This window comes from Cellulomonas sp. T2.31MG-18, assembly GCF_964266755.1.
Taxonomy (GTDB): Bacteria; Actinomycetota; Actinomycetes; order Actinomycetales; family Cellulomonadaceae; genus Cellulomonas.
On the sequence record NZ_CAXWGW010000005.1, the window covers coordinates 251201 to 275649 of the forward strand.

Annotated in this window: 21 protein-coding genes; 6 read left to right on the forward strand and 15 right to left on the reverse strand. The window is 74.0% G+C overall.

The features are described from left to right. Positions 1 to 8: 8 nt before the first annotated feature. A complete protein-coding gene (gene ilvD, locus ACFQTY_RS17255; protein ID WP_378103032.1) occupies positions 9 to 1727 on the reverse strand; it encodes a dihydroxy-acid dehydratase in 1719 nt (572 codons plus the stop codon). Positions 1728 to 2031: 304 nt separating this feature from the next. Here ilvD (ACFQTY_RS17255) and ACFQTY_RS17260 point away from each other — a divergent pair, with 304 nt between their 5' ends. Beyond that, positions 2032 to 3015, forward strand: a complete 984-nt coding sequence (locus tag ACFQTY_RS17260; RefSeq protein WP_378103035.1) for a hypothetical protein — start codon at positions 2032 to 2034, stop codon at positions 3013 to 3015. Positions 3016 to 3031: 16 nt separating this feature from the next. Here ACFQTY_RS17260 and ilvD (ACFQTY_RS17265) read toward each other — a convergent pair whose 3' ends face one another. Beyond that, entirely contained in the window at positions 3032 to 4894 is a 1863-nt protein-coding gene (gene ilvD, locus ACFQTY_RS17265; protein ID WP_378103038.1) for a dihydroxy-acid dehydratase, read from the reverse strand. A 185-nt stretch (positions 4895 to 5079) separates the two neighbouring features. On the opposite strand from ilvD (ACFQTY_RS17265), the gene ACFQTY_RS17270 reads away from it, so the two are divergent. After that, a complete protein-coding gene (locus ACFQTY_RS17270; RefSeq protein ID WP_378103040.1) occupies positions 5080 to 5679 on the forward strand; it encodes a TetR/AcrR family transcriptional regulator in 600 nt (199 codons plus the stop codon). Continuing rightward, positions 5676 to 6680, forward strand: a complete 1005-nt coding sequence (gene gap, locus ACFQTY_RS17275) for a type I glyceraldehyde-3-phosphate dehydrogenase (protein WP_378103043.1) — start codon at positions 5676 to 5678, stop codon at positions 6678 to 6680. Before ACFQTY_RS17270 ends, gap begins: the two co-directional genes overlap by 4 nt. A 60-nt stretch (positions 6681 to 6740) precedes the next feature. Here the strand turns inward: gap and ACFQTY_RS17280 are convergent, their stop codons facing one another. Further along, complete coding sequence (locus tag ACFQTY_RS17280) at positions 6741 to 7631, reverse strand: NAD-dependent epimerase/dehydratase family protein (protein WP_378103045.1); 891 nt, start codon at positions 7629 to 7631, stop codon at positions 6741 to 6743. 91 nt (positions 7632 to 7722) lie between these two features. Between ACFQTY_RS17280 and ACFQTY_RS17285 the strand changes: the two genes are divergently transcribed. Together ACFQTY_RS17285 and ACFQTY_RS17290 are read left to right on the forward strand one after the other, a co-directional pair. Then, on the forward strand, positions 7723 to 8313 hold the full coding sequence (locus ACFQTY_RS17285; RefSeq protein ID WP_378103048.1) for a TetR family transcriptional regulator: 591 nt from the start codon (positions 7723 to 7725) through the stop codon (positions 8311 to 8313). 67 nt (positions 8314 to 8380) lie between these two features. Further along, positions 8381 to 9748, forward strand: coding sequence for a cryptochrome/photolyase family protein (locus ACFQTY_RS17290; protein ID WP_378103050.1), 1368 nt, complete (start codon positions 8381 to 8383; stop codon positions 9746 to 9748). A 21-nt stretch (positions 9749 to 9769) separates the two neighbouring features. Here the strand turns inward: ACFQTY_RS17290 and ACFQTY_RS17295 are convergent, their stop codons facing one another. From ACFQTY_RS17295 to ACFQTY_RS17345, 11 genes are all read right to left on the reverse strand, one after another. Beyond that, positions 9770 to 10699: an NAD(P)-dependent oxidoreductase gene (locus ACFQTY_RS17295; protein WP_378103053.1), complete on the reverse strand. Its 930-nt coding sequence runs from the start codon at positions 10697 to 10699 to the stop codon at positions 9770 to 9772. Between the two features lie 11 nt (positions 10700 to 10710). Beyond that, positions 10711 to 11256, reverse strand: a complete 546-nt coding sequence (locus tag ACFQTY_RS17300; RefSeq protein WP_378103055.1) for a GNAT family N-acetyltransferase — start codon at positions 11254 to 11256, stop codon at positions 10711 to 10713. A 153-nt stretch (positions 11257 to 11409) separates the two neighbouring features. Beyond that, positions 11410 to 12915 carry an Asp-tRNA(Asn)/Glu-tRNA(Gln) amidotransferase subunit GatB gene (gene gatB / locus ACFQTY_RS17305; protein WP_378103056.1) on the reverse strand — a complete coding sequence of 502 codons (1506 nt, stop codon included), beginning with the start codon at positions 12913 to 12915 and terminating at the stop codon, positions 11410 to 11412. Continuing rightward, positions 12912 to 14429: an Asp-tRNA(Asn)/Glu-tRNA(Gln) amidotransferase subunit GatA gene (gene gatA, locus ACFQTY_RS17310; RefSeq protein ID WP_378103057.1), complete on the reverse strand. Its 1518-nt coding sequence runs from the start codon at positions 14427 to 14429 to the stop codon at positions 12912 to 12914. Before gatA ends, gatB begins: the two co-directional genes overlap by 4 nt. Further along, positions 14426 to 14725 (reverse strand): Asp-tRNA(Asn)/Glu-tRNA(Gln) amidotransferase subunit GatC, encoded by a 300-nt coding sequence (gatC, locus tag ACFQTY_RS17315; protein WP_263732509.1) that lies wholly within the window; start codon positions 14723 to 14725, stop codon positions 14426 to 14428. The genes gatA and gatC overlap by 4 nt, the downstream gene beginning before the upstream one ends. A 108-nt stretch (positions 14726 to 14833) precedes the next feature. Next, positions 14834 to 15253: a pilus assembly protein CpaE gene (locus tag ACFQTY_RS17320; RefSeq protein WP_291761591.1), complete on the reverse strand. Its 420-nt coding sequence runs from the start codon at positions 15251 to 15253 to the stop codon at positions 14834 to 14836. Between the two features lie 25 nt (positions 15254 to 15278). Next, the gene (locus tag ACFQTY_RS17325) at positions 15279 to 16556 is read right to left on the reverse strand and encodes a GNAT family N-acetyltransferase (RefSeq protein WP_378103059.1); all 1278 of its coding nucleotides are present in this window, start codon (positions 16554 to 16556) and stop codon (positions 15279 to 15281) included. Continuing rightward, positions 16553 to 18931, reverse strand: coding sequence for an NAD-dependent DNA ligase LigA (ligA, locus tag ACFQTY_RS17330; RefSeq protein ID WP_378103061.1), 2379 nt, complete (start codon positions 18929 to 18931; stop codon positions 16553 to 16555). The genes ACFQTY_RS17325 and ligA overlap by 4 nt, the downstream gene beginning before the upstream one ends. Before the next feature lie 95 nt (positions 18932 to 19026). Continuing rightward, on the reverse strand, positions 19027 to 20037 hold the full coding sequence (locus ACFQTY_RS17335; RefSeq protein ID WP_378103063.1) for a hypothetical protein: 1011 nt from the start codon (positions 20035 to 20037) through the stop codon (positions 19027 to 19029). Beyond that, the gene (mnmA, locus tag ACFQTY_RS17340) at positions 20034 to 21161 is read right to left on the reverse strand and encodes a tRNA 2-thiouridine(34) synthase MnmA (RefSeq protein WP_378103064.1); all 1128 of its coding nucleotides are present in this window, start codon (positions 21159 to 21161) and stop codon (positions 20034 to 20036) included. Before mnmA ends, ACFQTY_RS17335 begins: the two co-directional genes overlap by 4 nt. After that, the gene (locus tag ACFQTY_RS17345) at positions 21161 to 22354 is read right to left on the reverse strand and encodes a cysteine desulfurase family protein (protein ID WP_378103066.1); all 1194 of its coding nucleotides are present in this window, start codon (positions 22352 to 22354) and stop codon (positions 21161 to 21163) included. Before ACFQTY_RS17345 ends, mnmA begins: the two co-directional genes overlap by 1 nt. Before the next feature lie 61 nt (positions 22355 to 22415). Between ACFQTY_RS17345 and ACFQTY_RS17350 the strand changes: the two genes are divergently transcribed. Then, positions 22416 to 23408, forward strand: coding sequence for a phosphotransferase (locus ACFQTY_RS17350; RefSeq protein WP_378103067.1), 993 nt, complete (start codon positions 22416 to 22418; stop codon positions 23406 to 23408). Positions 23409 to 23465: 57 nt separating this feature from the next. Here the strand turns inward: ACFQTY_RS17350 and ACFQTY_RS17355 are convergent, their stop codons facing one another. Then, the gene (locus ACFQTY_RS17355; protein WP_378103069.1) at positions 23466 to 24443 is read right to left on the reverse strand and encodes an electron transfer flavoprotein subunit alpha/FixB family protein; all 978 of its coding nucleotides are present in this window, start codon (positions 24441 to 24443) and stop codon (positions 23466 to 23468) included. Between the last annotated feature and the right edge of the window lie 6 nt (positions 24444 to 24449).

Genomic DNA, 24449 nt, shown 5'->3' on the forward strand with positions numbered 1-24449 from the left:
CCCGCCGGTCAGCCGAGCACCGCTCCGCGGGACGCCGAGCCGACCAGCTTCTGGTACTTGCCGAGCACGCCGGTGGTGAAGCGTGGGGCGATCGGCGTCCAGCCCTCGCGCCGCGCGGCCAGCTCCTCGGCGTCCACCAGCAGGTCGAGGCGGGCGTTCGCGACGTCGAGGCGGATCCGGTCGCCGTCCTGGACGAACGCGATGGGGCCGCCGTCGACGGCCTCGGGGGCGATGTGGCCGACGCACAGGCCGGTGGTGCCGCCGGAGAAGCGGCCGTCGGTGACCAGCAGCACGTCCTTGCCGAGACCGGCACCCTTGATCGCCCCGGTGATGGCGAGCATCTCCCGCATGCCCGGACCGCCCTTCGGGCCCTCGTAACGGATCACCACCACGTCGCCGGCCTGGATCGTGCCGTCCTCGAGCGCGTCCAGCGCCGCCCGCTCGCGCTCGAACACCCGCGCGGTGCCCTCGAACACGTCCGAGTCGAAGCCGGCGGACTTCACCACGGCACCCTCGGGCACCAGGCTGCCGCCCAGGATGGTGATGCCGCCCGTGCGGTGGATCGGGTTGTCCAGCGCCCGCAGGATCACCCCGTCCGGGTCCGGCGGGTCGATGGCCGCGAGGTTCTCCGCGACGGTCCGGCCGGTGACCGTCAGACAGTCGCCGTGCAGCAGACCCGCGTCGAGCAGGGCCTTCATCACGACGGGGACGCCACCGACCCGGTCGACGTCGTACATCACGTACCGGCCGAACGGCTTGAGGTCGCCGAGGTGCGGCACCCGGGCGGCCACCCGCGAGAAGTCGTCGAGCGTGAGCTCCACCTGCGCCTCGTGCGCGATGGCCAGCAGGTGCAGCACGGCGTTAGTCGAGCCGCCGAACGCCATCACCACGGCGATGGCGTTCTCGAACGCCTCCTTCGTCATGATCTGCCGCGCCGTGATGCCGAGCCGCAGCAGGTTGACGACGGCCTCGCCCGAGCGGTGGGCGTAGGAGTCGCGGCGGCGGTCGGCCGACGGCGGCGCGGCCGACCCGGGCAGCGACATGCCGAGCGCCTCGGCCACCGATGCCATGGTGTTGGCGGTGTACATGCCGCCGCAGGCGCCCTCACCAGGGCAGATGGCCCGCTCGATCCGGTCCAGGTCGCCCTTGCTCATCAGCCCGCGGGCGCAGGCGCCGACGGCCTCGAAGGCGTCGATGATCGTGACGTCCTTCTCGGTGCCGTCCTCGAGCTTCACCCAACCGGGCATGATCGTGCCGGCGTAGAGGAACACGCTGGCCAGGTCGAGCCGAGCGGCCGCCATCAGCATGCCGGGCAGGGACTTGTCGCAGCCGGCCAGCAGCACCGAGCCGTCGAGCCGCTCCGCCATCATCACCGTCTCCACCGAGTCGGCGATCAGGTCGCGGCTGACCAGCGAGAAGTGCATCCCCTCGTGGCCCATCGAGATGCCATCGGACACCGAGATGGTGCCGAACTCCAACGGGTAGCCGCCCGCGGCGTGCACCCCGCCCTTCACCGCCTGCGCCAGCCGCTGCAGCGACAGGTTGCACGGCGTGATCTCGTTCCACGAGCTGGCGACGCCGATCTGCGGCTTGGCGAAGTCCTCGTCGCCCAGTCCGACCGCGCGCAGCATGCCGCGCGCCGCCGTCGCCTCGATCCCGTCCGTCACCTGCCGCGAGCGCGGCTTGAGGTCGATCCCGTCGCTGCCTGCACCTGCGGTGGCCGTCATGCCCTCGGAGTGTAGGTCGCCCTCACCTGCTCGACCGGAGAACCGCTCTGCCGGTCAAGACCCCCTGGCGCCGGGCCGATGTAGCAGCCATGGCCCTGGTGCGCGAACCGTGAGAGCGCGCCGCACCGAGCTCGCCCTGATCGCTGGGCTCGGAGCCGCATCGATCGCCGCAGTCGCTGCGTACGCCGTCGTGCCTCGCGTGCTGGGTCGTCCGCACGCAGGGTCGTCCGTCTCTATCTCCGCCTCCCCCTCCGCCGCGCCCTCCTCTGGTGCCACGCCGACCGCCCGAGCGTTCGCTGCGGCGATGGCGGCCGGGCAGGTCCTGGAGCCCGCGGCCCTCCCCGAACGAACTGTGGTGCACGCCGCACTTCTCATCGATGTCGCGGGCCTGGACGGCCAGTCCGGGACCACCACCGTGGCCTGGGACGCCGACGCCGCGACGTGGGTTCGCACCAGGTTGCCCGACGGCGCCGACCGGAGCGCCGGCCTCGCGCTGTCTCCTGACGGCACGCGAGTGCTGGAGCGACACCTGTCGGGCGGTGGGCGGGTGACGCTCGACGTCCTGCGCCTGGAGACCGGCGAGGTGCAGGAGGCACCGGTTCCCGATCGCTTTGGGGACTGCGAGCTGGACGACGCCGCATGGGCGCCCGACTCCGTCCACCTGGCCGTCGTCTGGGGTTGCGGACGGTATGCGCCCTCTGACATCCCCGAGTTCGCCGGCGGGAGGATCTGGCAGCCCTACGACACCTGGGTCGACGAGGTGGACCTCGCCGGCGGCCGCTCCCGCGTCGTGGAGCATGCGCTCAACGTCTACCCCGGGGAGACCTACCCCTCCTACTCCCCCGACGGGCGACGCCTGATCTACGGCGCGGGTCCGCTCAGCGGAGACGCGATGTCGACGCTGCGGGTGGTGGCCCTCGACGGCAGTGGAGCCGTCAACGTCCCGGGCGACCTGCACCTCGTCTACGGCGATCCGTGGCTGACCGCCGGCACCGCGCTGGCGTGGGACGAGAGCACTGATGTCGGGTCCGACGACTCCTTCACCCGTGTCGACGCGTCGAGCGGCGATCACGCTCCGCTCGGTGTCCCGTCGTTGACCAACCTGTCGGGCGTGGTGGGAGGGCGCGTCGTGGTGCAACGAACCGACTGGCTCGACCGCGCCAACCCGTGCACCGTCGAGCTGTGCCTGCTCGATCCGGGCACCGGATCGGTGAGCCCGTGGCTGGACCTTCCGGGCAGCCCGCGGATCGGTTCTGTGCAGGTCGCTCGCGCGCTGGTCTCCGGCTGAGGCCCGGAACCCTCGCTCAACCGCGGCGGATGCGCGACAGGTCGCGCACGGCACCCCGGTCCGCAGAGGTCGCCATCGCCGCGTACGCCTGCAGCGCCTGGGACACGTACCGCTCGCGGTCCACCGGCTGCCACGGCCGCTCGGACGCCTCCATCTTGGCGCGGCGCGCCGCGAGCACGTCGTCCGGCACGTTCAGCCTGATCAGCCGCGTCTCGACGTCGATCTCGATCTCGTCTCCGTCCTCGACCAGGCCGATCGTGCCGCCCGCGGCCGCCTCCGGGGACACGTGGCCCACCGAGATGCCGCTCGACCCGCCCGAGAACCGGCCGTCGGTGATCAGCGCGCACACCTTGCCCAGCCCGCGGCCCTTGATGAACGACGTCGGGTAGAGCATCTCCTGCATGCCGGGGCCGCCCGACGGGCCCTCGTACCGCACGACGACGACGTCTCCGGGCTTCACCTGCTTGGACAGGATCTTCTCGACCGCCTCCTCCTGCGACTCGCAGACGACGGCCGTGCCGACGAAGTGGAACAGCTCGGGGTCGATGCCGGCGGTCTTGATGATCGCGCCGTCGTCGGCGAGGTTGCCGCGCAGCACCGCGAGCCCGCCCTCGACCGTGTACGCGTGCGCGACGTCGCGGATGCAGCCGTTCTCCGCGTCCGTGTCGAGGTGGTCCCAGCGGTTGGCCGTGGAGAACGCCTGGGTGGTGCGGACCCCGCCGGGGGCGGCGTGGAACAGCTCGAGCGCCCGGTCGGTCGCCTTGCCGCCGCGCACGTCCCAGTCGTCGAGCCAGGCGCGCAGCGTCGGCGTGTGCACGCTGGTCACGTCGTGGTCCAGCAGGCCGGCGCGGTCCAGCTCACCGAGCAGGGCGGGGATGCCACCGGCGCGGTGCACGTCCTCCATGTGGAAGTCGGGGTGGTTCGGCGCGACCTTGCTCAGGCAGGGGACGCGGCGGGACAGCCCGTCGATGTCGGCGAGCGTGAAGTCGACGCCGGCCTCCTGCGCCGCCGCCAGGATGTGCAGCACCGTGTTGGTGGAGCCGCCCATGGCGACGTCGAGGGTCATCGCGTTGGCGAACGCCGCCTTGGTCGCGATGCCGCGCGGCGTGACGGTGTCGTCGTCGTCCTCGTAGTACCGCTTGGCCAGCTCCACCACGGTGCGCCCCGCCTCGAGGAACAGCTCGCGACGGGCCACGTGCGTGGCCAGCGTCGAGCCGTTGCCGGGCAGGGACAGGCCGAGCGCCTCGGTCAGGCAGTTCATCGAGTTGGCCGTGAACATGCCGGAGCACGAGCCGCACGTGGGACAGGCGTTCGCCTCGACCAGACCCAGGGCGTCGTCGGACACGTTGTCGTCCGCCGAGTAGTTGATCGCGTTGATCAGGTTGAGGTGGGTGCTGGCGACGCCGTCGGCGACGACGGCCTTGCCGGCCTCCATCGGACCGCCGGAGACGAACACCGTCGGGATGTTCAGGCGTACCGCGGCCAGCAGCATGCCGGGCGTGATCTTGTCGCAGTTGGAGATGCAGACCAGCGCGTCGGCGGTGTGCGCGTTGACCATGTACTCGACGGAGTCGGCGATGAGGTCACGGCTGGGCAGGGAGTAGAGCATCCCGCCGTGGCCCATCGCGATGCCGTCGTCGACCGCGATGGTGTTGAACTCCTTGGCCACGCCGCCGGCCTCGCGGATCGCCGAGGCGACCAGGTCGCCCATGTCCTTCAGGTGCACGTGGCCCGGGACGAACTGCGTGTACGAGTTCGCGATCGCGATGATCGGCTTGCCGAAGTCGTCGGCACCCATGCCGGTGGCGCGCCACAGCGCGCGGGCGCCGGCCATGTTGCGGCCGTGGGTCGAGGTACGTGAGCGCAGCGGACGGCTCATCGCGGGCATCTCCTCGGGCGTGACGGTGGCCACCGCCTGGTGGCGCCCGCCAACGGTACGTCCGTCTCACGTGGAGAGAAGGGGGCGTCCCGCTGGGTGAGCGTCGCCGCCGCCCGGCGGGCGCACCGGGGAACGCCACGCAGACCACCTGGTGCTCTGTAACTACTAGTAGGTACAGTGCCGTCATGACCTCCACCCGGGAACGCCTGACCGAGGCCATGGCGGACCTGCTCTGGGAGCGCGGCTACGCCGCCACCAGCCCGCACGACGTGCTCGCGAAGGCCGGCGTGGGGCAGGGCAGCATGTACCACCACTTCTCCGGCAAGCACGAGCTCGCGGTCGCGGCCTTCCGGTCCGCGATCGACACCCTGATCGCCGAGTCGCAGGTGCTCGAGAACGAGAACGACGGCGGCACGCCGCTCGACCGGATCGAGGGCTACCTGCAACGGCCGCGACCCGGCACCAAGGGCTGCCGCGCCGGACGCATGACGCAGGACCCGCAGGTGGTCCAGGACCCCGAGCTGCTCGCGGAGGTGGCGCGCGCGTTCGACACCCAGGCGGACCGCTGGACGCGCGCGGTGGAGCAGGCGATCGAGGCCGGCGAGCTGCCCGCCACCATCCCGGCGCAGGACCTGGCCCTGGCGCTGTCCGCGGTGCTGCAGGGCGGTTACGTGCTGGCCCGCGCCCACGGGTCCCAGGAGTACATGGACCGAGCGGTCCGTGGAGCGGTGGCGCTCCTCGAGGCGGCGCGGGCACAGACCGGAACGACGAAGGAGACAGCATGACGGTACGGATCGGCATCAACGGGTTCGGGCGCATCGGCCGCACGGTGCTCCGCGCGGCGCTGACCAGCGGTGCGGACGTCGAGGTGGTGGCCGTCAACGACATCACCGACGTCACCACGCTGGCCACGCTGCTCGAGTGGGACTCCATCTCCGGGCACCTGGCAGGCGTGCGGGTCGAGGGTGACGACATCGTCGTCGGCGAGCGCCGGCTGCGCGTCTTCGCCCAGCGCGACCCCTCGCAGATCGCCTGGGGAGACGTGGGTGCAGACGTCGTCATCGAGTCGACGGGACGCTTCACCGACGCCGACAGCGCCCGCCAGCACCTGACCGGCGGCGCCCGCAAGGTGATCGTCTCGGCGCCGGCCAAGGGTGACGTGCCGGCCGTCGTGCTGGGCGTGAACACCGAGGCGGTCGACCCGACGGCGTCCGACGTGTTCTCCAACGGCTCCTGCACCACCAACTGCCTGGCACCGATGGCCAAGGTGCTGAACGACGCCTTCGGCATCGAGTCAGGGCTGATGACGACGGTGCACGCCTACACCAGCGACCAGCGGCTGCACGACGCACCGCACTCCGACCTGCGGCGCGCCCGCGCCGCTGCGGTGTCGACCATCCCGACGTCGTCGGGGGCGGCCAAGACGATCGGCCGGATCATCCCGGAGCTGGACGGCAAGCTCACCGGTTTCGCCCTGCGCGTGCCGGTGCCGGTCGGGTCGATCACCGACCTCACCGCCGTGCTGTCGCGCACGGCGAGCGTCGAGGAGGTCAACGAGGCGTTCCGGGCCGCCGCGGCGTCCGACCAGCTGCGGCCGTACCTGCAGTACTCGGAGGCGCCGCTGGTGTCGGCCGACATCGTCGGCAACCCGCACTCGGCGATCTTCGACGCCCCGCTGACCCAGGCCGTGGGCAACCAGGTGAAGGTGCTGGCCTGGTACGACAACGAGTGGGGGTTCTCGCACCGGCTGCTCGAGCTGGCCGAGCTGGTGGGTGGCGAGCGGTAGTCGTCGCTCCCGCTGGTCCCGAGGGGCCGACGACCGGGTGATCGTCGGCCCCTGCGGCTGTCAGGCGAGGCTGTAGGCGCCGGCCGCGACGTCCTCGAGCAGGGTGGGGCCGGTGGGCGTCCAACCGAGCAGGTCACGGGTCGCGTCGCTGGTGGCCTGCAGGTCCATGCCGAAGAACGTGCCGATCCAGCCGAAGTGCTCGGCGACGTCGTCGGGGTCCACCGACCGGACGGGTACACCGACCGCAGCGCCGATCGCCTCGGCGATCTGCCGCACCGGAACACCCTCCTCGGCCACCGCATGCACCCGGGTGCCCGCCGGTGCCGCCGCCAGCGCCAGCGCCACCAGCCGGGCGGCGTCCGACCGGTGCACCGCGGCCCAGCGGTTGGTGCCGTCGCCGGGGTAGCCGGAGACACCCTTCTGCCGGGCGACCGCCGTGATCGCCGCGATGAACCCGTGGTCCCGCGCACCGTGCACGGTCGGCGCGAAGCGCAGCGCGACCGACCGCACGCCGGGCAGGCCGAGCGCCAGGTTCTCGGTGCCGCCGCGCGGCGAGTCGGGGCCGTGGAAGGGCGACGGGTCCGACTCGGTCGCGGCGCGTCCGGCGGTCAGTCCTGCCACACCCGAGGCGAGCAGCAAGGCCTTCCCGGTACCGGCGAGCGCCTCCCCGATCGTCTCCACCGCGCCACGCTCCGCCGCGACGGACGCGGCCGGGTTCGACCAGTCGTGCTTGTTGGCCAGGTGCAGCACCGCATCGGCGGCCAACGCGCCCGACCGGATCGAGCCCAGGTCGTCGAGGTCGCCGCGCAGCACGGTGACACCCTTGGCCGCCAGCGCCGCAGCGGACGAGTCCGAGCGAGCGAGCCCGGCGACGGTGTGGCCGGCGGCGAGCAGCTCGTCGACGGCGGCGGAGCCGATCCACCCGGACGCTCCGGTGACGAACACATGCATGGGACGCTCCCTCTCGACGGGTGTCGCCGATGTCAGCGACAGACATCACTCTAGATCCCATGTCAGCGGCTGTCATCACTAGACTGGGCTGATGGTGCGCTGGGAACCGGGCACGCGGGAACGTCTGCAGGCCGCCGCGCTCGAGCTGTTCACCGAGCGCGGGTTCGAGCAGACGACCGCCGCCGACATCGCCGCGGCCGTCGGCGTGAGCGAGCGGACGTTCTTCCGGCACTTCCCGGACAAGCGTGAGGTGCTGTTCGACGGTCAGTCCCGGCTGGTCGAGGCGTTCCTCGCGGGGGTGGCGGACGCGCCGGCCGACGCTCCGGCGCTCGACGTGGTGGCCGCGGCACTGCACTCGGGAGCCGGTTTCTTCCCCGACGACCGACGCTCGTGGGCGCGGCTCCGCAGAGGAGTGATCGAGCAGCACCCGGCGCTGCTCGAACGGGAACGGCACAAGATGGCCGAGCTGGCCGGGATCATCCGTGCCGCCCTGGTCGCGCGGGGAGTCGCCGAGCCGGCCGCGACGCTCGCGGCGGAGTCCGGCACCACCGTCTTCACCATCGCCTTCGGGCAGTGGATCGCAGAGGGCGAGCACCGGTCGCTCGACGAGCTGCAGACGCGCGTCCTCGCCGACCTGCGGTCCTTGACCGCGTCCGACGCCGGGCGAGCCGCGAGGCCATAGGCCCGGCGGTGCGTGGGCTCCACCGTCCGCCGCGCTCTCGGTGGGTCCCGACCCGTAGCGTCGCGGTGTGCCCACCGTCCTGTGGTTCCGTCGGGACCTGCGACTGACCGACCACCCGGCTCTGCTCGCCGCAGCGCGGGGCCAGGAGCCGGTGGTCGCTCTGTTCGTCGTCGATCCCCGGCTGGTCGCCGCAGCGGGTGGACCACGGCTGCGGCGGCTGGCCGCGAGCCTGCGGGCGCTGGACGAGTCGCTCGGCGGGGCGCTGGTGGTGCGCGTGGGCGAGCCCGAGGTGGTCGTCCCGGCGGTCGCGCGGGAGGCAGGAGCCACCGTCGTGCACGTCACCGCGTCCACCGAGCCGTACGGCAGGCGTCGGGACGCCGCCGTGGAGACGAGCCTCGACGTGCCGCTGGTGCGGACCGGTTCGCCGTACGCCGTCGCACCGGGTCGGCTCCGCACGCAGCAGGGCACGCCGTACACGGTGTTCACGCCGTTCCGGCGGGCGTGGGAGCGGCACGGCTGGTCGGCACCGGCGGCGCCCGCCGGCGCGGTGACGTGGGAACGGCTCAGCGGCGACGGCTGGGCGGCGCTCCCGCGGCCCGACGACGGCGGCGTTCCCGGAGACGACGAGGCCGGCGAGCGTGCCGCGGGGACGGCGTGGGACCGGTTCGTCGACGGTGCGCTGCGCGACTACGCGACCGACCGGGACCGTCCCGACCGGCCCGGGACCTCACGGCTCTCGGCGGCACTGAAGCTCGGCGAGGTCCACCCGCGGACGCTGCTGGGCCGCCTCGAGCAGGCCGTCGCCGCCGACCCCGAGCTGGCAGCGGCCGCCGAGGTGTTCATCGGTCAGCTCGCCTGGCGCGAGTTCCACGCCGACGTGCTGTGGCACCGGCCCGAGGCGGCGCACCGGTCGCTCCGCGCGGTCGTCCACGACGAGGCGTGGGCCCGAGGCGCGGATGCGGACGCGGCGTTCGCGGCCTGGGCGGCGGGCCGGACCGGCTACCCGCTGGTGGACGCCGGCATGCGGCAGCTGGCCGCGACCGGCTGGATGCACAACCGGGTCCGGATGGTCACCGCATCGTTCCTGGTCAAGGACCTGCACCTGGACTGGCGCCGCGGCGCCGCGCACTTCATGGCGCACCTGGTGGACGGCGACGTCGCGCAGAACCAGCTGAACTGGCAGTGGGTCGCCGGGACCGGGTTCGACGCGGCGCCGTACTTCCGGGTGCTCAACCCCGTCACGCAGTCCCAGCGGTTCGACCCCGACGGTGCGTACGTCCACCGCTGGGTTCCGGAGCTGCGGGACGTCCCGGCGCCCGCCGTGCACCAGCCGTGGACGCTCGGTGAGCGCGCACCCGGGGACTACCCCGCGCCGATGGTCGACCACGCGACGGAGCGGCGCGCGACGCTCGAGGCGTACGGACGCGGGCGGTAGCGGGCCCGGCCGAGCCCCCGGTCAGGTCCGGGCGACGACGTTCTGCGGCTCACGGCCGGCGAGAAGGTCCTCGATCATCCTGCGGACCACTGCCGCGACCCGGGGGTCCGTGGCGTCCGTGTTGCCGCCCTGGTGGGCGGTGATCAGCACGTTCGGGGCGTGCCAGAGCGGGTGGTCCGGCGGCAGCGGCTCGGGGTCGGTGACGTCCAGCGCCGCCCGCAGCCGTCCGGCGCTCAGCTCCGCCAGCAGGGCGTCCGTGTCGACCACCTTGCCGCGGGCCAGGTTGACCAGCAGCGCACCGTCCTTCATGCGTGCCAGCAGGTCGGCGTCGACCAGGTGGTGCGTGCTGGCGTCGAGCGGCACGACGAGGATGACGACGTCGGCGTCCGCGACGAGGTCGGGCAGCTCGGTGACGGCGTGCACGTGGCCGTCGGCGGTGTCCCGCGCGCGACGACCGACCTGGACGACGTCCACCTCGAACGGCCGCAGCCGGGCCACGACCGCGGCGCCCACCGAACCGGCGCCGACCACCACCACCCGCCGGTCGGCGAGCGAGTGCAGCATCGGCGAGCTCCATCGGCCGTCCGCCTGTGCCGCGACCGCGTCGGGCAGGCCCCGCTGCATCGCCAGCGTCAGCGCGAGAGCGAGCTCCGCGGTACCTGTGCTGTGCACGCCGCGGCCGTTGCACAGCGTGATCCCCGCCGGCATGTGCGGCAGGGCGTGCTCGAACCCGGCGCTGGGCAGCTGCACCAGCCGCAGCCGTGGCAGGCCGTGCAGCACGGCGAAGCCACCGGGCCGGACGAAGTAGTGCGGGACCACCACCACGTCCACGTCGGGCGCCACGTCCGGGTCCAGCGGGGCCGCGAGGTCCCACCGGACCAGCCGCACGCGGTCGGCCAGGTCGGCCAGACGGCCGAGCAGGTCCTGCGACGGCACGGTGACGGTCAGCACGCCGATCCCTTCTAGGCCGGCTGCCCGGCCCGGTACTCGTCCTCCAGCAGAGCCATCACGATCCCGTCGCACCAGCCGTCGCCGTCGCGGTGGGCGTCGCGCAGCCGGCCCTCCACGCGGAACCCGAGGTTCTCGTACAGGGACTTCGCGCGCGCGTTGATGGCGAGCACCTCGATGCCGACGCGGTGCAGACCGAGCCCGTCGAAGGCGAAGCCGAGCACCAGCTCGATCGCCTCGGTGCCGTACCCGCGGCCCCGGTACGCCGGCCGCATCTGCAGCGTCACGGAGGCGGAGCCGACTACGGGGTCGATGGACTCGAGCGCGATCTGGCCCAGGTACTCGTCGTCCCCGTTGGCGGTCACGGCCAGCACCAGGCGGTCGTCGGACGCGGTGGCCTGAGCGATCGCCGCGGGAACCTCCGACCGGGTGTACTGGCGGCTGCCGCCGACCAGCCGCCGGCCCTCCGGGTCGGCCAGCAGCTCGTACACGGCGTCGGCATCACGTGCCTCGATCGGCCGGAGCACGATCATCTCGCCCTGCAAGGTGGGTGCCTTCATCGCCCGCACGCCTCTCGTCGCCGCGTCCTGCCGGATCGGATCGTAGGGACGGCATGTGACCCGGATGTTGCCGACGTGGGGGCGCGCGGGTGGGACCGGCCGGCGCCCGGGCCCCCCCGGNGGTTCGACCGGCCGGTCGCACGTCGGCACCGGTCAGCCCTGCACCCGCTCCAGCACCAGCTCGCGCACCCGCGCGGCGTCCGCCTGCCCGCGCGTCGCCTTCATCACCGCACCGATGATCGCGCCCACCGGACCGAGGTTGCCGCCCCGGATCTTCTCCGCCACGTCCGGCTGAGCCGCCAGGGCGTCGTCGATCGCGGCGAGCAGCGGCCCGTCGTCGGAGACGACCTCAAGGCCGCGGGCGACGAGCACCTGCTCCGGCTCGCCCTCGCCGGCCAGCACGCCCTCGAGCACCTGGCGGGCCAGCTTGTCGTTGATCCGCCCGGCGTCCACCAGCTGCTGCAGCGCGCCGATCTGCGCCGGGGTGATCGGCAGGTCCGCCAGCTCGATCTCCTGCTGCTTGGCGGTACGAGCGAGCTCGCCCATCCACCACTTGCGCGCCGCCGCCGGCGACGCCCCCGCGGCGACCGTCGCCTCGATCAGCTCCACGGCTCCGGCGTTGACCACGTCGCGCATCTCGGCGTCGGCGTAGCCCCACTCCCCCTGCAGCCGGCGACGGCGAGCCGCCGGCAGCTCCGGCAGCGCGGCGCGGATCTCCTCGACCCACGCCGGGTCGGGTGCGATCGGCACGAGGTCTGGCTCCGGGAAGTACCGGTAGTCCTCCGCGTCGGACTTCACGCGACCCGGCGTCGTGATGCCGGTGTCCTCGTGCCAGTGCCGGGTCTCCTGGACCACGGTCTCGCCGGCGTCGAGCACGGCCGCCTGCCGGGCGACCTCGTACCGCACGGCACGCTCGACGGCCCGGAAGGAGTTGACGTTCTTCGTCTCGGTGCGGGTGCCGAGCGGCGCGTCGGGGCTGGTGCGCAGCGACAGGTTGACGTCGGCGCGCACGTTGCCGCGCTCCATCCGCGCCTCGGACACGCCCAGCGTGCGGAACAGGTCCCGCAGCGTCTGGACGTATGCACGGGCGACCTCCGGGGCGCGGGCCCCGGCCCCCTCGATCGGGCGGGTGACGATCTCGACGAGCGGGACGCCGGCCCGGTTGTAGTCCACCAGCGAGTACGTCGCACCGTGGATGCGGCCGCCCTCACCGCCGACGTGGGTGTTCTTGCCGGCGTCCTCCTCCATGTGCGCGCGCTCGATCTGCACGCGGAAGGTGGTGCCGTCCTCCAGGTCGACGTCCACCCACCCGTCGTACGCGATCGGCTCGTCGTACTGCGACGTCTGGAAGTTCTTCGGCACGTCCGGGTAGAAGTAGTTCTTCCGGGCGAACCGGCAGCGCTCCGCGATGGAGCAGTTCAGCGCCAGGCCGATGCGGATCGCGTACTCGACCGCCGTCCCGTTCACCGCCGGCAGCGCGCCGGGCAGCCCCAGGCTCACCGGCGTGATCTGGGTGTTCGGCTCGGCTCCGAAGGACTGCTCCGCGCCGTCGAACATCTTCGTGCGCGTCCCCAGCTCGACGTGCACCTCGATGCCGAACACCGGGTCGTACCGGGACACCGCCTCGTCGTAGTCGACCAGGTCCACGCTCGTCGTCACCGTGCCACCTCCAGCTCGGGCGCGCGCGAGAGCAGCGGCCCCTCCCAGCTCTGCTCCAGCAACGCCTCGAGGGCGCCCCCCACCCGGTACAGCCGCGCGTCCTCACGGGCGGGCGCCAGCACCTGGAAGCCGACGGGCAGGCCGTCGTCGGACAGTCCCGACGGCAGCGACATGCCCGGGACGCCGGCGAGGTTCGCCGGGATGGTCGCCACGTCGTTGAGGTACATCGCGAGCGGGTCGTCCAGCTTCTCGCCCAGGCGGAACGCGGTGGTCGGTGCCGTCGGGGACACCAGCACGTCCGCCTGCTCGAAGGCCGCGGTGAAGTCCCGCTGGATCAGCGTGCGGACCTTCTGCGCCGAGCCGTAGTAGGCGTCGTAGTACCCGGCCGACAGGGCGTAGGTGCCCAGGATGATCCGGCGCTTGACCTCGTCGCCGAACCCGGCGCCTCGCGTCGCCGCCATCACACGCTCGGCGGTCGCCGGACCGTGGTCCGGCTCGACGCGCAGGCCGAACCGCATGCCGTCGAACTTCGCCAGGTTGCTCGACGCCTCCGCGGGGAGGATCAGGTAGTACGCCGCCAGCGCGTACTGGAAGTGCGGGCAGGAGACCTCGACGATCTCCGCACCCGCCTCGCGCAGCAGGTCCAGCGACTCGTTGAAGCGAGCCAGCACGCCCGGCTGGTAGCCGTCGCCCTGCAGCTCGTGGATGACGCCGACCCGCACGCCGCGCAGGTCCCCGGAAGCGCCGGCACGGGCGGCGGCCACGTAGTCCGGCACCTCGTCGGGCAGGGAGGTGGAGTCGAGCGGGTCGTGGCCGGCGATCAGCTGGTGCAGCAGCGCCGCGTCGAGCACCGTGCGCGTGACCGGGCCGGCCTGGTCCAGGCTCGACGCCAGGGCGATCAGGCCGTAGCGGGACACGCTGCCGTACGTCGGCTTGACGCCGACCGTGCCGGTGACGGCCGCCGGCTGACGGATCGAGCCGCCCGTGTCCGTGCCGATCGCCAGCGGCGCCTCGTAGGCCGCGACGGCCGCGGCCGAGCCGCCGCCCGAGCCGCCAGGGATGCGGTCGAGGTCCCACGGGTTGTGCGTGTTCCCGTACGCCGAGTGCTCGGTGGACGAGCCCATCGCGAACTCGTCCATGTTGGTCTTGCCCAGGATCGGCAGGCCGGCGGACTTGATCTTCTGCACCAGGGTCGCGTCGTACGGCGGCACCCAGTCGCGCAGGATGGCGGACCCGGCGGTGGTGGGCAGGCCGCGGGTGACGACGACGTCCTTGACGGCGATCGGCACGCCCGCCAGCGGGTGCACCGGGGCGCCGGCGGACCGGCGGGCGTCGACGTCCGCCGCCGTCGCGAGCGCCTGGTCGGCGCTGACGTGCAGGAACGCGTGCACGGGGCCGTCCACCGCGCTGATCCGGTCCAGGTGCGCGGTGGTCGCCTCGACGGCACTCACCTCGCGGGTGGCCAGGCGCTCGGACAGCTCGGCGGCGGTCAGCCGTGTCAGGTCGGTGCTCACGCGTCCTCCCCCAGGATCTGCGGGACGGCGAACTTGCCCTCCTGGGCGGCCGGCGCGCCGGCCAGCACCTCGTCGCGGTCGAGCGGCGGCACCGGCTCGTCGGCGCGGAACACGTTGGTGAGCGGCAGCGGGTGGCTGGTGGCCGGGACGTCCGGGGTGGCGATCTCGGCGACCCGGGCGACCGACTGGACGATGACGTCGAGCTCACCGGCGAGGCGGTCCAGCTCGACGGACGTCAGGTCGATCCGCGCCAGGGCCGCCACGCGCGCGACCTCGTCGCGAGAGAGGGTGGACATGCGGTGGAGTCTAGTGGCGCCCTCGGACGGCCCCTCGGCCCCCGGGGCCCGGCCGACGACCGCCGGCCCGGCCGTCCGGCGCGTCCCGCCGACCACCCCAGTCGCTGGTCAGCCGCGTTCGAGGGCGACGGCGAGCAGCTCGAGCAGCGCCTCCGCGTAGGCGTCCGCGGCCGAGTCCGCCCCGAACACCTGCTCGGGCCGGCCGGCGAGCTCGACGAGCACCTCGAAACGACCGTCGAACGTGCGCGCCAGGCTGCGGAACGTGCCGCCGAGCAGCTCGCGCAGCTGGTCCTCGCGAGGCAGCCACAGGGCGTCGTCCTGCTCGACGGAGTCCAGCGCCCACTCGGTGGTGCCGTTGAAGCCCAGCACCGTCCCGCTGGGGTACGGGTGCGCCTCCACCACCATGTCGCTGATGGTGAACACCTCACCGGACAGCTGGGCCGAGCGGAGCGCGAACCGATCCCCGGCCTGGGGGTGCCAGACGAGGCCCGCCCGGTGCAGCCGCTCGGCGGCAGAGGTCGAGATCACCGTTCCAGTATCCGCGGCAGACGGCTCAGTGCAGCGGGCGCTCGCGGTACGCGTACCGCTGCGCCGGACGGAACCCGAGACCGGCGTAGAGCCGGGCGGCACCGGAGTTGGCCGCCTCGACCTGCAGGAACGCGCGCCGCGCACCGGCTTGCCGGGCCTCGTCGAGCGCGGCGACCGTGAGCGCCCGGCCGAGACCACGCCGTCGCTGCGACGGGTCGACGGCGAGGCACGACACCCCGGCCCATCCCTCGGCGAACGCCACGCGCACCCGTCCGACCAGCCGACCGCCGTCGTGCACCGAGAGGTACCGCGCCGGTGCGCCCGTCAGCAGCGCGCGGCCGGCACCCCGCAGCCCGGCAGCCGAGGACCCGCTCGACGACTTGCCGGCCAGCCAGTCCTCGAGCCAGTCGTCGTCCGGCTCGTCGGACAGGTGCAGGCCCGCCACCTGCCTCGGTGAGGCGCCGGGCCCCGGCTGCACGTCGAGGCCGCGCACCAGGACGTCGGTTCGCGTGACGACCCCGTAGCCCCGCGCCTCGAGCACCGCGTCCAGGCCGCTCGGTCGCGTCTCCTGGCCGATGCGGAACACCGACGGCAGCCCCTGGTCCGCGTACAGCATCTCGACACGCTCCAGCGCCGCGACCGGATCGGCCGGCTCGCCCAGGGCCACGACGCTGTTGGCACGGCGGGTCAGCCCGCCCGAGAGCCCGACGCGCCAGCCGTCGACGTCCACCACCTGCGTCGGCGTCCAGGTGGCCACCTCCACCAGCACGCCCGGCGACGCGGGTGCGGTCCACACGTGGACGCGCAGGTGGACGTCACCGTGGTGCCAGTCCCGGTCCGGCTGTGGTTCGAAACCGAGCCGGGAGTACAGCCGCTGGGCCGCCGTCATCACGTCGAGCGTGGACAGCACCACGCGGCGCGCGCCCCCGGCCACGGCTTCGCGGAGAGCCGCGTGCAGCAGCTCCTCGGCGACGCCACGTCGGCGCGCCTCCGGCGCGACGGCGAGCATCCGCAGCTCCACCTCGTCCGGCTCCGCCACCTCGGCATAGGACGAGCCGTACGGCGCGAGCGTCAGCGAGCCGACCACCGCGTCGCGCCCGTCACCGGTCGGCACGGCCGCGACCAGCAACGTCGCCTCGCGCGCTCGCCGGTGCGCGTCCCGCAGCTCCTCCTCGTACGGGTCGGCGGCGAGCAGCAGGCCGTCGGCCTGGTAGGCCTGTGCCGTCAGCTCCCCCGCCGCCTGCTCGTCCTCGCCGCGGGCCACGCGCACCGCGACGGGCAGCCTGGTGACCTCCGCCGTCATGCCGGCACCCCGTCCGGACCCTGCCGGAGCAGCGCCACGAACCCGGCCTCGTCCAGGATCCGCAGGCCGAGCTCGCGAGCCTTCGCCTCCTTGGAGCCCGCGTTCTCCCCCACGACGACGAAGTCGGTGCTCTTCGAGACCGAGCCGGCCGCCTTTCCCCCGCGGGTGAGGATCGCCTCCTTCGCCTCCTCGCGGCTGAAGCCCTCGAGCGAGCCGGTGACGACGACGGTCAGGCCCTCGAGGGTGCGCGGCGTCGACTCGTCACGCGCGTCCTGCATGCGGACCCCGGCGGCCGCCCACCGGTCGACGATCTCGCGGTGCCAGCCCGACTCCGGACCGGTGAACCAGTCGACGATCGACTCCGCGATCGTGGGTCCGATGCCCTCGATGCCGGACAGCCGGACCAGCGCCGCCTCCCGGTCGTCCAGCAGCTCGCGCAGCGCCGCCATCGAGCCGAGCTCGGACGCGAGCGCGCGCGCCGCGATCGGACCGACGTTGCGGATGCTGAGCCCGACGAGGACCCGCCACAGCTCCTTCGACTTGGCGGCATCCAGCTCGTCGAGCAGCTTGCGAGCCTGCTCGGACGGCTCCCACTCCGGCAGCGTGCGGCCGTCCGCTGCCGCCGCTCGGCGAGCTGCCGGCGTGTGCTTCGCCTGCCGCCGGAAGGGTGCGCGCCGCCGCACCGCCCCGTCGGGGTCCTCCCGCGGCAACCCGGTCTCGGGATCGCGGACCACCACCTCGACCTGGGCGAGCAGCTCCATGCTGGCGGCCCGGACACGCTGCACCGTCTCGGCGGGGGCGTCGGCGGGGTAGCCGACCAGGTCGAACAGGTACGCCTCGGTGGGGACCGGCGGGGTGCTCGGCACCTCGGGCTGCGTCAGCGCGGCGGCCGTCACCTCTCCGAGGGCCTCGATGTCGAGGCTGCCGCGGGACCCGATGTGCTCGAGACGACCACGAACCTGGGCCGGGCACGACCGCGCGTTCGGGCAGCGCAGGTCGACGTCGCCCTCCCGCATAGGGCGAAGCGGGGTGCCGCACTCCGGGCAGTCGGCCGGCATGTGCCACTCCACGCGGGGCACGGTGTCGTCCGGGGCCGCCGGTGCAGGGCCGACGATCTCCGGGATCACGTCCCCCGCCTTGCGGAGCACCACCATGTCGCCGATCCGCACGCCCTTGGCGCGCACCACGTCCTGGTTGTGCAGGGTGGCCTGCCGGACGGTGCTGCCGGACACGAGCACCGGTTCCATCACCGCGAACGGGGTCGCCCGGCCGGTGCGCCCGATGCCGACCTCGATGGCGAGCAGCCGGGTGTTCACCTCTTCAGGCGGGTACTTGTAGGCGATCGCCCAGCGCGGAGCCCGGCTGGTGCTCCCGAGTTGACGCTGCAGCGCGATCTCGTCGACCTTGACGACGATCCCGTCGATCTGGTGCTCCACGTCGTGCCGGTGCTCGCCGTAGTGCTCGACCATCGCCCACACGTCGTCGAGCGAGCCGACCACGCGGCTGTGGGAGGACACCGGCACGCCCCACCCGGCCAGCAGGTCGTACACCTGCGACTGCCGGTCGACGCCGACCCCTCCGCCCGGGCCCCAGCGCAACGCACCGAACCCGTGGGCGTACATCCGCAGCGGCCGCGACGCGGTCACCCGGGGGTCCTTCTGCCGCAGCGACCCCGCGGCGGCGTTGCGGGGGTTGGCGAAGGGCGGTCGCCCCGCCTCGACCTGCGCGGTGTTGAGCTGCTCGAAGGCCTCGACCGGCAGGAACACCTCGCCGCGGATCTCGATGCGCTCCGGGTGCGACTCCGGCGGCCCGGCCAGCACCGCCGGGATCGTCGGGATGGTCCGCACGTTGAGGGTGACGTCCTCTCCGGTGCGCCCGTCGCCTCGGGTGGCGGCGCGGACCAGCCGGCCGCGCTCGTACAGCAGCGCGATCGCGAGCCCGTCGATCTTCAGCTCGCACAGCCAGTGCAGCGGCACCCCGGCCGGTACGTCGCGCTGCACGCGGTCGGCCCAGGCGGTCAGCTCCTCGCGGGAGAAGACGTTGTCCAGCGAGAGCATCCGCTCGGCGTGCTGCACGGCGGCGAACTCGGTCGAGAACGTCCCGCCCACCTGCTGCGTCGGCGAGTCGGGGGTGCGCAGGCCCGGGAACTGGTCCTCGAGCACGGCCAGCGCCCGCAGGCGCTCGTCGTACTCCGCGTCCGACGACGGCGGCGAGTCGAGCACGTAGTAGGCGAACTGGTCGGACCGCACCCGCTCGGCGAGCTCGGTCCACCGGCGCCGGACCTCGGCCGGCACCTCCGGCTCCTGCCGCGGGCCGACGCCCTGGTCACCGCCCTGCGCCGCCTCGTCGGACCCTGTCTGGTTCGCCTCGCTCACGCAGCACATCATGGTCCGCACCACCGACAGCCGCCGACCGTGCACCGCGGCTCCGGCGCGCCCGGCCGCCCGGGGCGCCGGCCACCGGCCGAGCGCTACCCGGCGGCGCGGTCGGCGACCCGCTGCGCGGCCTGCACCGCCTCCGCGAGCCCGCTGCGCGCGGACGGGGCACCGTCGGCGACCGCGGCCATCAGCACCACGCCCTCGAGCTGCGCGGTGGCCAGCCCGATGCGCGACCACGGCTGCAGCAGCTGCTGCGCGTGCGCCGCGACGTCCACCGCCCCTCCCGGCGCACGGGGTGCCGGGGCCAGCTGGGCCCACAGCGCCGTCCCGGCCTCCACCGCTCCGGCGAGCTGCTCCCAGCCCGCGGCCGGCAGGTCCTGGATCTCCACCGCCACGCCCTCGGCCCCGGCCGCGAGCGCTGCGGGCAACCCCACCACGGAGCTCCCGGTGTGCACCACCACGTGCCCGGCCCCGGCCGCACGAGCGGCAGCCGCCACCGCGGCGATGCGCTCACCGGCCACCTGCATCGGCACCGCACGCAAGGTGGCCCGACCGGAGAACGTGGGCACCCGAGCCTCGATGGCGGCCGCGAGGGCGGGCTCGTGGAGCAGCAGCGTCGGGCGCGCGCCCGGGACCGCACGCCGCAGCGACGCCAGGTGGTCGACGACGCCTGCGGCCAGCGACTCCGCCACGTCCCGGGAGGCGCCGGCGTCGCTCAGCACGCGGTCGCCGCGGGCGAGGTCCACGGAGGCGGCCGTCGTCACGGGTCCGCACACGGGGACCACGAGCGGGCCGGACCAGCCGTGCGCCGCCACCGCGAGGGCGTCGACGTCCTCGCGCAGGTAGGAGCGGCTCCGCACCAGGTCGCCGCCGGGCCGACCGGTCAGCCGCCAGCCGTGCGGCCCCAGCTCGACCGGCAGGTCGACGAGCATCCCCACGGCTCGTCCGAGCAGGTCGGACCACGGCCCGCGCTGGGTCAGCACCACCGCGAACGGCATCCCGGTGACACCCTCGGGTGTCGAACCGAGCTCGCCGAGCACCACGTTCTGCGCCTCGAGCGCATCAACCCCTGGCCACGGGCCGGGACCGGTCACCGCCGTCATGCGCGCACCGCGGGCTCCCGGCCCGTCGGGGCCGACACCGGCCCGGTGGTTCCCGTGACCGTCGCCTGTCCCAGCACCCGGCTCCCCGCGTAGAGCACCAGCGACTGCCCCGGCGCCACGCCCCGCAGCGCGGCATCCGTGTCGAGCGCCACCTCGACCCGGTCGTCCGCCCGGATCACCTGGGCGCCCGCCGCCGCACCGTGCGCCCGCACCTGCACCTCGCACGCGGTCCCGGCAGCCGGCGCGTCGCCGAACCACACGGCACGGTCCGCCCGCACCGCGGTCACGGCGAGCGCCTCGGCCGGCCCGACCACCACCCGGTTCTGCACCGGCTCGACCGCGAGCACGTACCGCGGTCGACCGTCCGCCGCCGGCCGTCCCAGGTGCAGCCCGCGCCGCTGCCCCACCGTGTAGGCGTACGCCCCGTCGTGCGCGCCCACCACGGTGCCGTCGGCGTCGACCACCTCGCCCGGGCGCGAACCGAGCCGGTCCCGCAGGAACCCCTGGGTGTCCCCGTCGGCCACGAAGCAGATGTCGTACGAGTCGGGCTTCGCCGAGACGGACAGGCCCCGGCGCGCCGCCTCGGCACGCGTCTGCTCCTTGGAGACGACGTCCCCGAGCGGGAACAGCGCACGTGCGAGCCGCTCCGGCCCCATCACCGCCAGCACGTACGACTGGTCCTTGGCCGCGTCCGTCGCCCGGTGCAGCTCGCGGGACCCGTCGGGACCCTCGACGACGCGCGCGTAGTGCCCCGTGCAGACCGCGTCGAACCCGAGCGCCACGCCCTTGTCCAGCAGCGCCGAGAACTTGACGTGCTCGTTGCACCGCACGCACGGGTTCGGGGTGCGGCCCGCCTGGTACTCGGACAGGAAGTCGGCGACCACCGTCTGCTCGAACTGCGCCGACAGGTCCCACACGTAGAACGGGATGCCCAGCACGTCCGCCGCACGACGGGCGTCGCCGGCGTCCTCGATCGAGCAGCAGCCGCGTGACCCGGTGCGCAGCTGGTCGCGGTTGCGGGACAGGGCCATGTGCACCCCGACCACCTCGTGACCCGCATCGACCGCGCGAGCGGCCGCCACCGCCGAGTCGACACCGCCGGAGAGCGCCGCGAGCACCCGCATCAGGCCGGCACCGCCGCACGCAGCGCCCGGCCGGCCGCCCGCGCACGGTCCACCGCGGCCGGCAGCGCCTCGAGCACGGCGTCGACGTCCTCCTGCGTGCTCGTGTGGCCCAGGCTGAACCGCAGCGCGCCCCGGGCGTCGTCCTCGCCGAGCCCCATCGCCAGCAGCACGTGGCTCGGCTGCGGGACGCCGGCCTGGCACGCGGAGCCGGTGGACGCCTCGATCCCCGCCGAGTCCAGCAGGTACAGCAGCGAGTCGCCCTCGCACCCGTCGAAGGTGAAGTGGGCGTTCGCGGGCAGCCGTCGCGACGCCTCCGCCGGTCCCCGCAGCCGCGCCCCCTCCGCACGCTCGAGCACGCCGGCGACCAACCGGTCGCGCAGCGCGCCGACGCGGACCGCGAGCTCCGGCATCGTCACGACGGCCTCCTGCGCCGCGACCGCGAACGAGGCCACCAGCGCAGCGTGCAGCGTGCCCGACCGCACGCCGCGCTCCTGGCCACCGCCGTGCAGCACCGGCGTCAGGTCGAGGCCGCGCCGGGCGAGCAGCGCACCGATGCCGCCCGGCCCACCCAGCTTGTGCCCGGTGACCGTCATCGCGTCGAGCCCCGAGCCGGCGAAGTCGACGGGCACCTGACCCACGCCCTGCACGGCGTCGGCGTGCACGGGAACGCCGTAGCGGTGTGCCAGCGCCACCACCTCGTCCACCGGCTGCAGCGCACCGACCTCGTTGTTGGCCCACATCACCGACACGAGAGCCGTCCGGGAGCCGTGCTCGGCCAGCTCGGCCGCGAGCGCCGCCGTGTCCACCACGCCGTCCCCGTCGACCGGCAGCAGCACCACCTCGGCGCCCGCGTGCTCCGCCATCCAGAACGCCGGGTCCAGCACCGCATGGTGCTCCACGCTGGACACCAGCAGCCGGCGTCGGTCCGGGTCGGCGGTGCGCCGCGCCCAGAACAGACCTTTCACCGCGAGGTTGTCGGCCTCCGTCCCCCCAGAGGTGAGGACGACCTCGCTGGGCCGGGCGCCCAGCGCGGCTGCGAGCCGCTCGCGGCCCTCCTCGACCGTGCGCCGGGCGGCACGGCCGGACGCGTGCAGGGAGGACGGGTTGCCCGTGCGGGCCAGCTCGGCGGTGAGCGTCTCGACGGCGGCCGGGAGCATCGGCGTGGTGGCCGCGTGGTCGAGATAGACGCTCACCGTGCGAGTCTACGAACCGGTGGATGGACGAACCGCCACCGGGACAGGACGGGCTGGCAGTATGACCTCCGTGGGTGCCGACGACGCCATCGCCCTGCCGCTTGCCTTCAGCGGCCAGCGGCTCGACTGGCGCGACCTGCCGACCCGCGTGCGCCGCGCGATCAGCACCCTCGCCGGCTCGCAGGTGACGGCGGAGATCACGGCGACGGAGGGCTTCTCCCCCGGCTTCGTCGCGGTGCTGGAGCTGGCGGACGGTGGCGACGTCTTCGTCAAGGCCGTCTCCGCGGAGATCAACCCCTCCTCCGTCGAGCTGGCGCGCCGCGAGATCGTCGTGGCCGCGGCGCTGCCCCCTGAGGTGCCCGCGCCACGGCTGCTGTGGTCCGGCGAGGAGGACGGCTGGCTGCTGCTCGGCTTCGAGTCCGTGCACGGTCGCTCCCCCGAGATGCCGTGGCGGCCGAGCGACCTCGCCTCCGTCCTGGACGCCGTCGACGCGCTCGCGGACGCGGAGCCGCTGCCGGGCCACGGCCTGCCCCGTACCGACGACCTGCTGGCGGAGGACCTGACCGGCTGGCGTCGCCTGTTCCACGGCCCGGTCGCGGACCGCGCGACCCTCGCCGGGCAGGGGCCCGTCGCGCTGTGGGCGCTGGAGCACCTCGACGACCTGGTGCGCTGGGAGCAGGACACGCCGGGTGTCCTCGCCGGTGACGGGCTGGTGCACGGCGACCTTCGCGCGGACAACGTGATGATCGACGACCACCACCGCGTGTGGCTGATCGACTGGCCCCATGCCAGCGTCGGGGCCCCATGGCTGGACCTGGCATTCATGCTGCCGTCCGTCGAGCTGCAGGGCGGTGGCGACCCGGCCAGCATCTTCGCGTCGCGGGCGGTGTCGGACGGTGTCAGCCGCGACGACCTGCGCGCGGGGCTGGCCGGTCTGGCCGGGTACCTCGTGTGGGGGTCGCTGCAGCCCGCGCCGGCCGGCGTGCCGAACCTCCGGCCGTTCCAGGCCGCCCAGGGCGAGGCGACGCTGCGCTGGCTGCGCGACCTGTCCTGACCCGCCCGGCCGCGCCCCTCGGGCGCTCGGCGGCCGTCGTACCGCGACGGCGGACGGTCAGCCGAGCAGCCGACGAAGCTCCGCGGTCGCCTGCGGAAGCACGGTGAACAGGTCTCCAACGATGCCGAAGTCGGCGATCTCGAAGATCGGCGCGTCCGGGTCGGAGTTCACCGCGACGATCGTGCCGGCGGCCTGCATGCCGCCGCGGTGGTGCACCGCACCGGACACCCCGGCGCCGATGTAGAGCCGCGGCGTCACGGTGACGCCGGTCTGTCCGATCTGCGCATCCTTGGCGATCCAGCCCTCGTCGGTCGCCACCCGGGTGGCGCCGACCGCCGCACCGAGCAGGTCCGCGAGCTCCTCGATGGGTCCGAAGTCGCCCTCCGTCCCGCGCCCGCCGACCACGACCACCTGCGCACCGGAGAGGTCGGGCCGGTCGGACGGTGCGCGCTCGGTGCGCTCCACCAGCTCGACGCGCCGTGCCGCGGGGCTCACCGTGAGCTCGTGCTCCACCACGACGGGCTCCGTCGGTGCGGCGACCGGCTCGGCGGGCACGGCGTTGGCCTTCACCGTCACCACGGCGGGCGCGCCGACCACGGAGCACCGGGTGGTCCAGGTCCCCGCGAGCACGGTCTTGCTCGCCACCGGCACGCCGTCCTGCAGCTGCACCCCGTCCGCGTCCGTCACCACGCCGGCGCCGGTCGACGCGGCCAGGTGGGCGGCGACCTCCTTGCCCTCGAACGTCGAGGGGATCAGCACCAGTCCCGCCCCGGTCGCGCCCAGCACGGCCGTCACCGCCTCGGCGGTGACGGCGCTGAGCGCGGGATCGGCGTCCGGGCGCACCACGTGCACCGCCGCGACACCGTGGGCAGCGAGGACGGCAAGCGCGTCCGAGCCCGGTCCGTCACCCACCCAGGCGGCGAGCACGCCGCCGTCACCGGCGAGCGGGCGAGCGAGCGTCACCAGCTCCGCCGCCGAGGGTCGGAGCGCGCCGTCGGCGGCGTGGTCGAGCAGCACGAGCACGGGGGAAGTCATCGCAGG

Coding starts and splice junctions, on each gene's coding strand:
- ilvD (WP_378103032.1), bottom strand. CDS start 1,727: ATGACGGCCACCGCAGGTGCAGGCAGCGACGGGATCGACCTCAAGCCG.
- ACFQTY_RS17260 (WP_378103035.1), top strand. CDS start 2,032: ATGGCGGCCGGGCAGGTCCTGGAGCCCGCGGCCCTCCCCGAACGAACT.
- ilvD (WP_378103038.1), bottom strand. CDS start 4,894: ATGAGCCGTCCGCTGCGCTCACGTACCTCGACCCACGGCCGCAACATG.
- ACFQTY_RS17270 (WP_378103040.1), top strand. CDS start 5,080: ATGACCTCCACCCGGGAACGCCTGACCGAGGCCATGGCGGACCTGCTC.
- gap (WP_378103043.1), top strand. CDS start 5,676: ATGACGGTACGGATCGGCATCAACGGGTTCGGGCGCATCGGCCGCACG.
- ACFQTY_RS17280 (WP_378103045.1), bottom strand. CDS start 7,631: ATGCATGTGTTCGTCACCGGAGCGTCCGGGTGGATCGGCTCCGCCGCC.
- ACFQTY_RS17285 (WP_378103048.1), top strand. CDS start 7,723: ATGGTGCGCTGGGAACCGGGCACGCGGGAACGTCTGCAGGCCGCCGCG.
- ACFQTY_RS17300 (WP_378103055.1), bottom strand. CDS start 11,256: ATGAAGGCACCCACCTTGCAGGGCGAGATGATCGTGCTCCGGCCGATC.
- gatC (WP_263732509.1), bottom strand. CDS start 14,725: ATGTCCACCCTCTCTCGCGACGAGGTCGCGCGCGTGGCGGCCCTGGCG.
- ACFQTY_RS17325 (WP_378103059.1), bottom strand. CDS start 16,556: ATGACGGCGGAGGTCACCAGGCTGCCCGTCGCGGTGCGCGTGGCCCGC.
- ACFQTY_RS17335 (WP_378103063.1), bottom strand. CDS start 20,037: ATGACGGCGGTGACCGGTCCCGGCCCGTGGCCAGGGGTTGATGCGCTC.
- mnmA (WP_378103064.1), bottom strand. CDS start 21,161: ATGCGGGTGCTCGCGGCGCTCTCCGGCGGTGTCGACTCGGCGGTGGCG.
- ACFQTY_RS17350 (WP_378103067.1), top strand. CDS start 22,416: ATGACCTCCGTGGGTGCCGACGACGCCATCGCCCTGCCGCTTGCCTTC.
- ACFQTY_RS17355 (WP_378103069.1), bottom strand. CDS start 24,443: ATGACTTCCCCCGTGCTCGTGCTGCTCGACCACGCCGCCGACGGCGCG.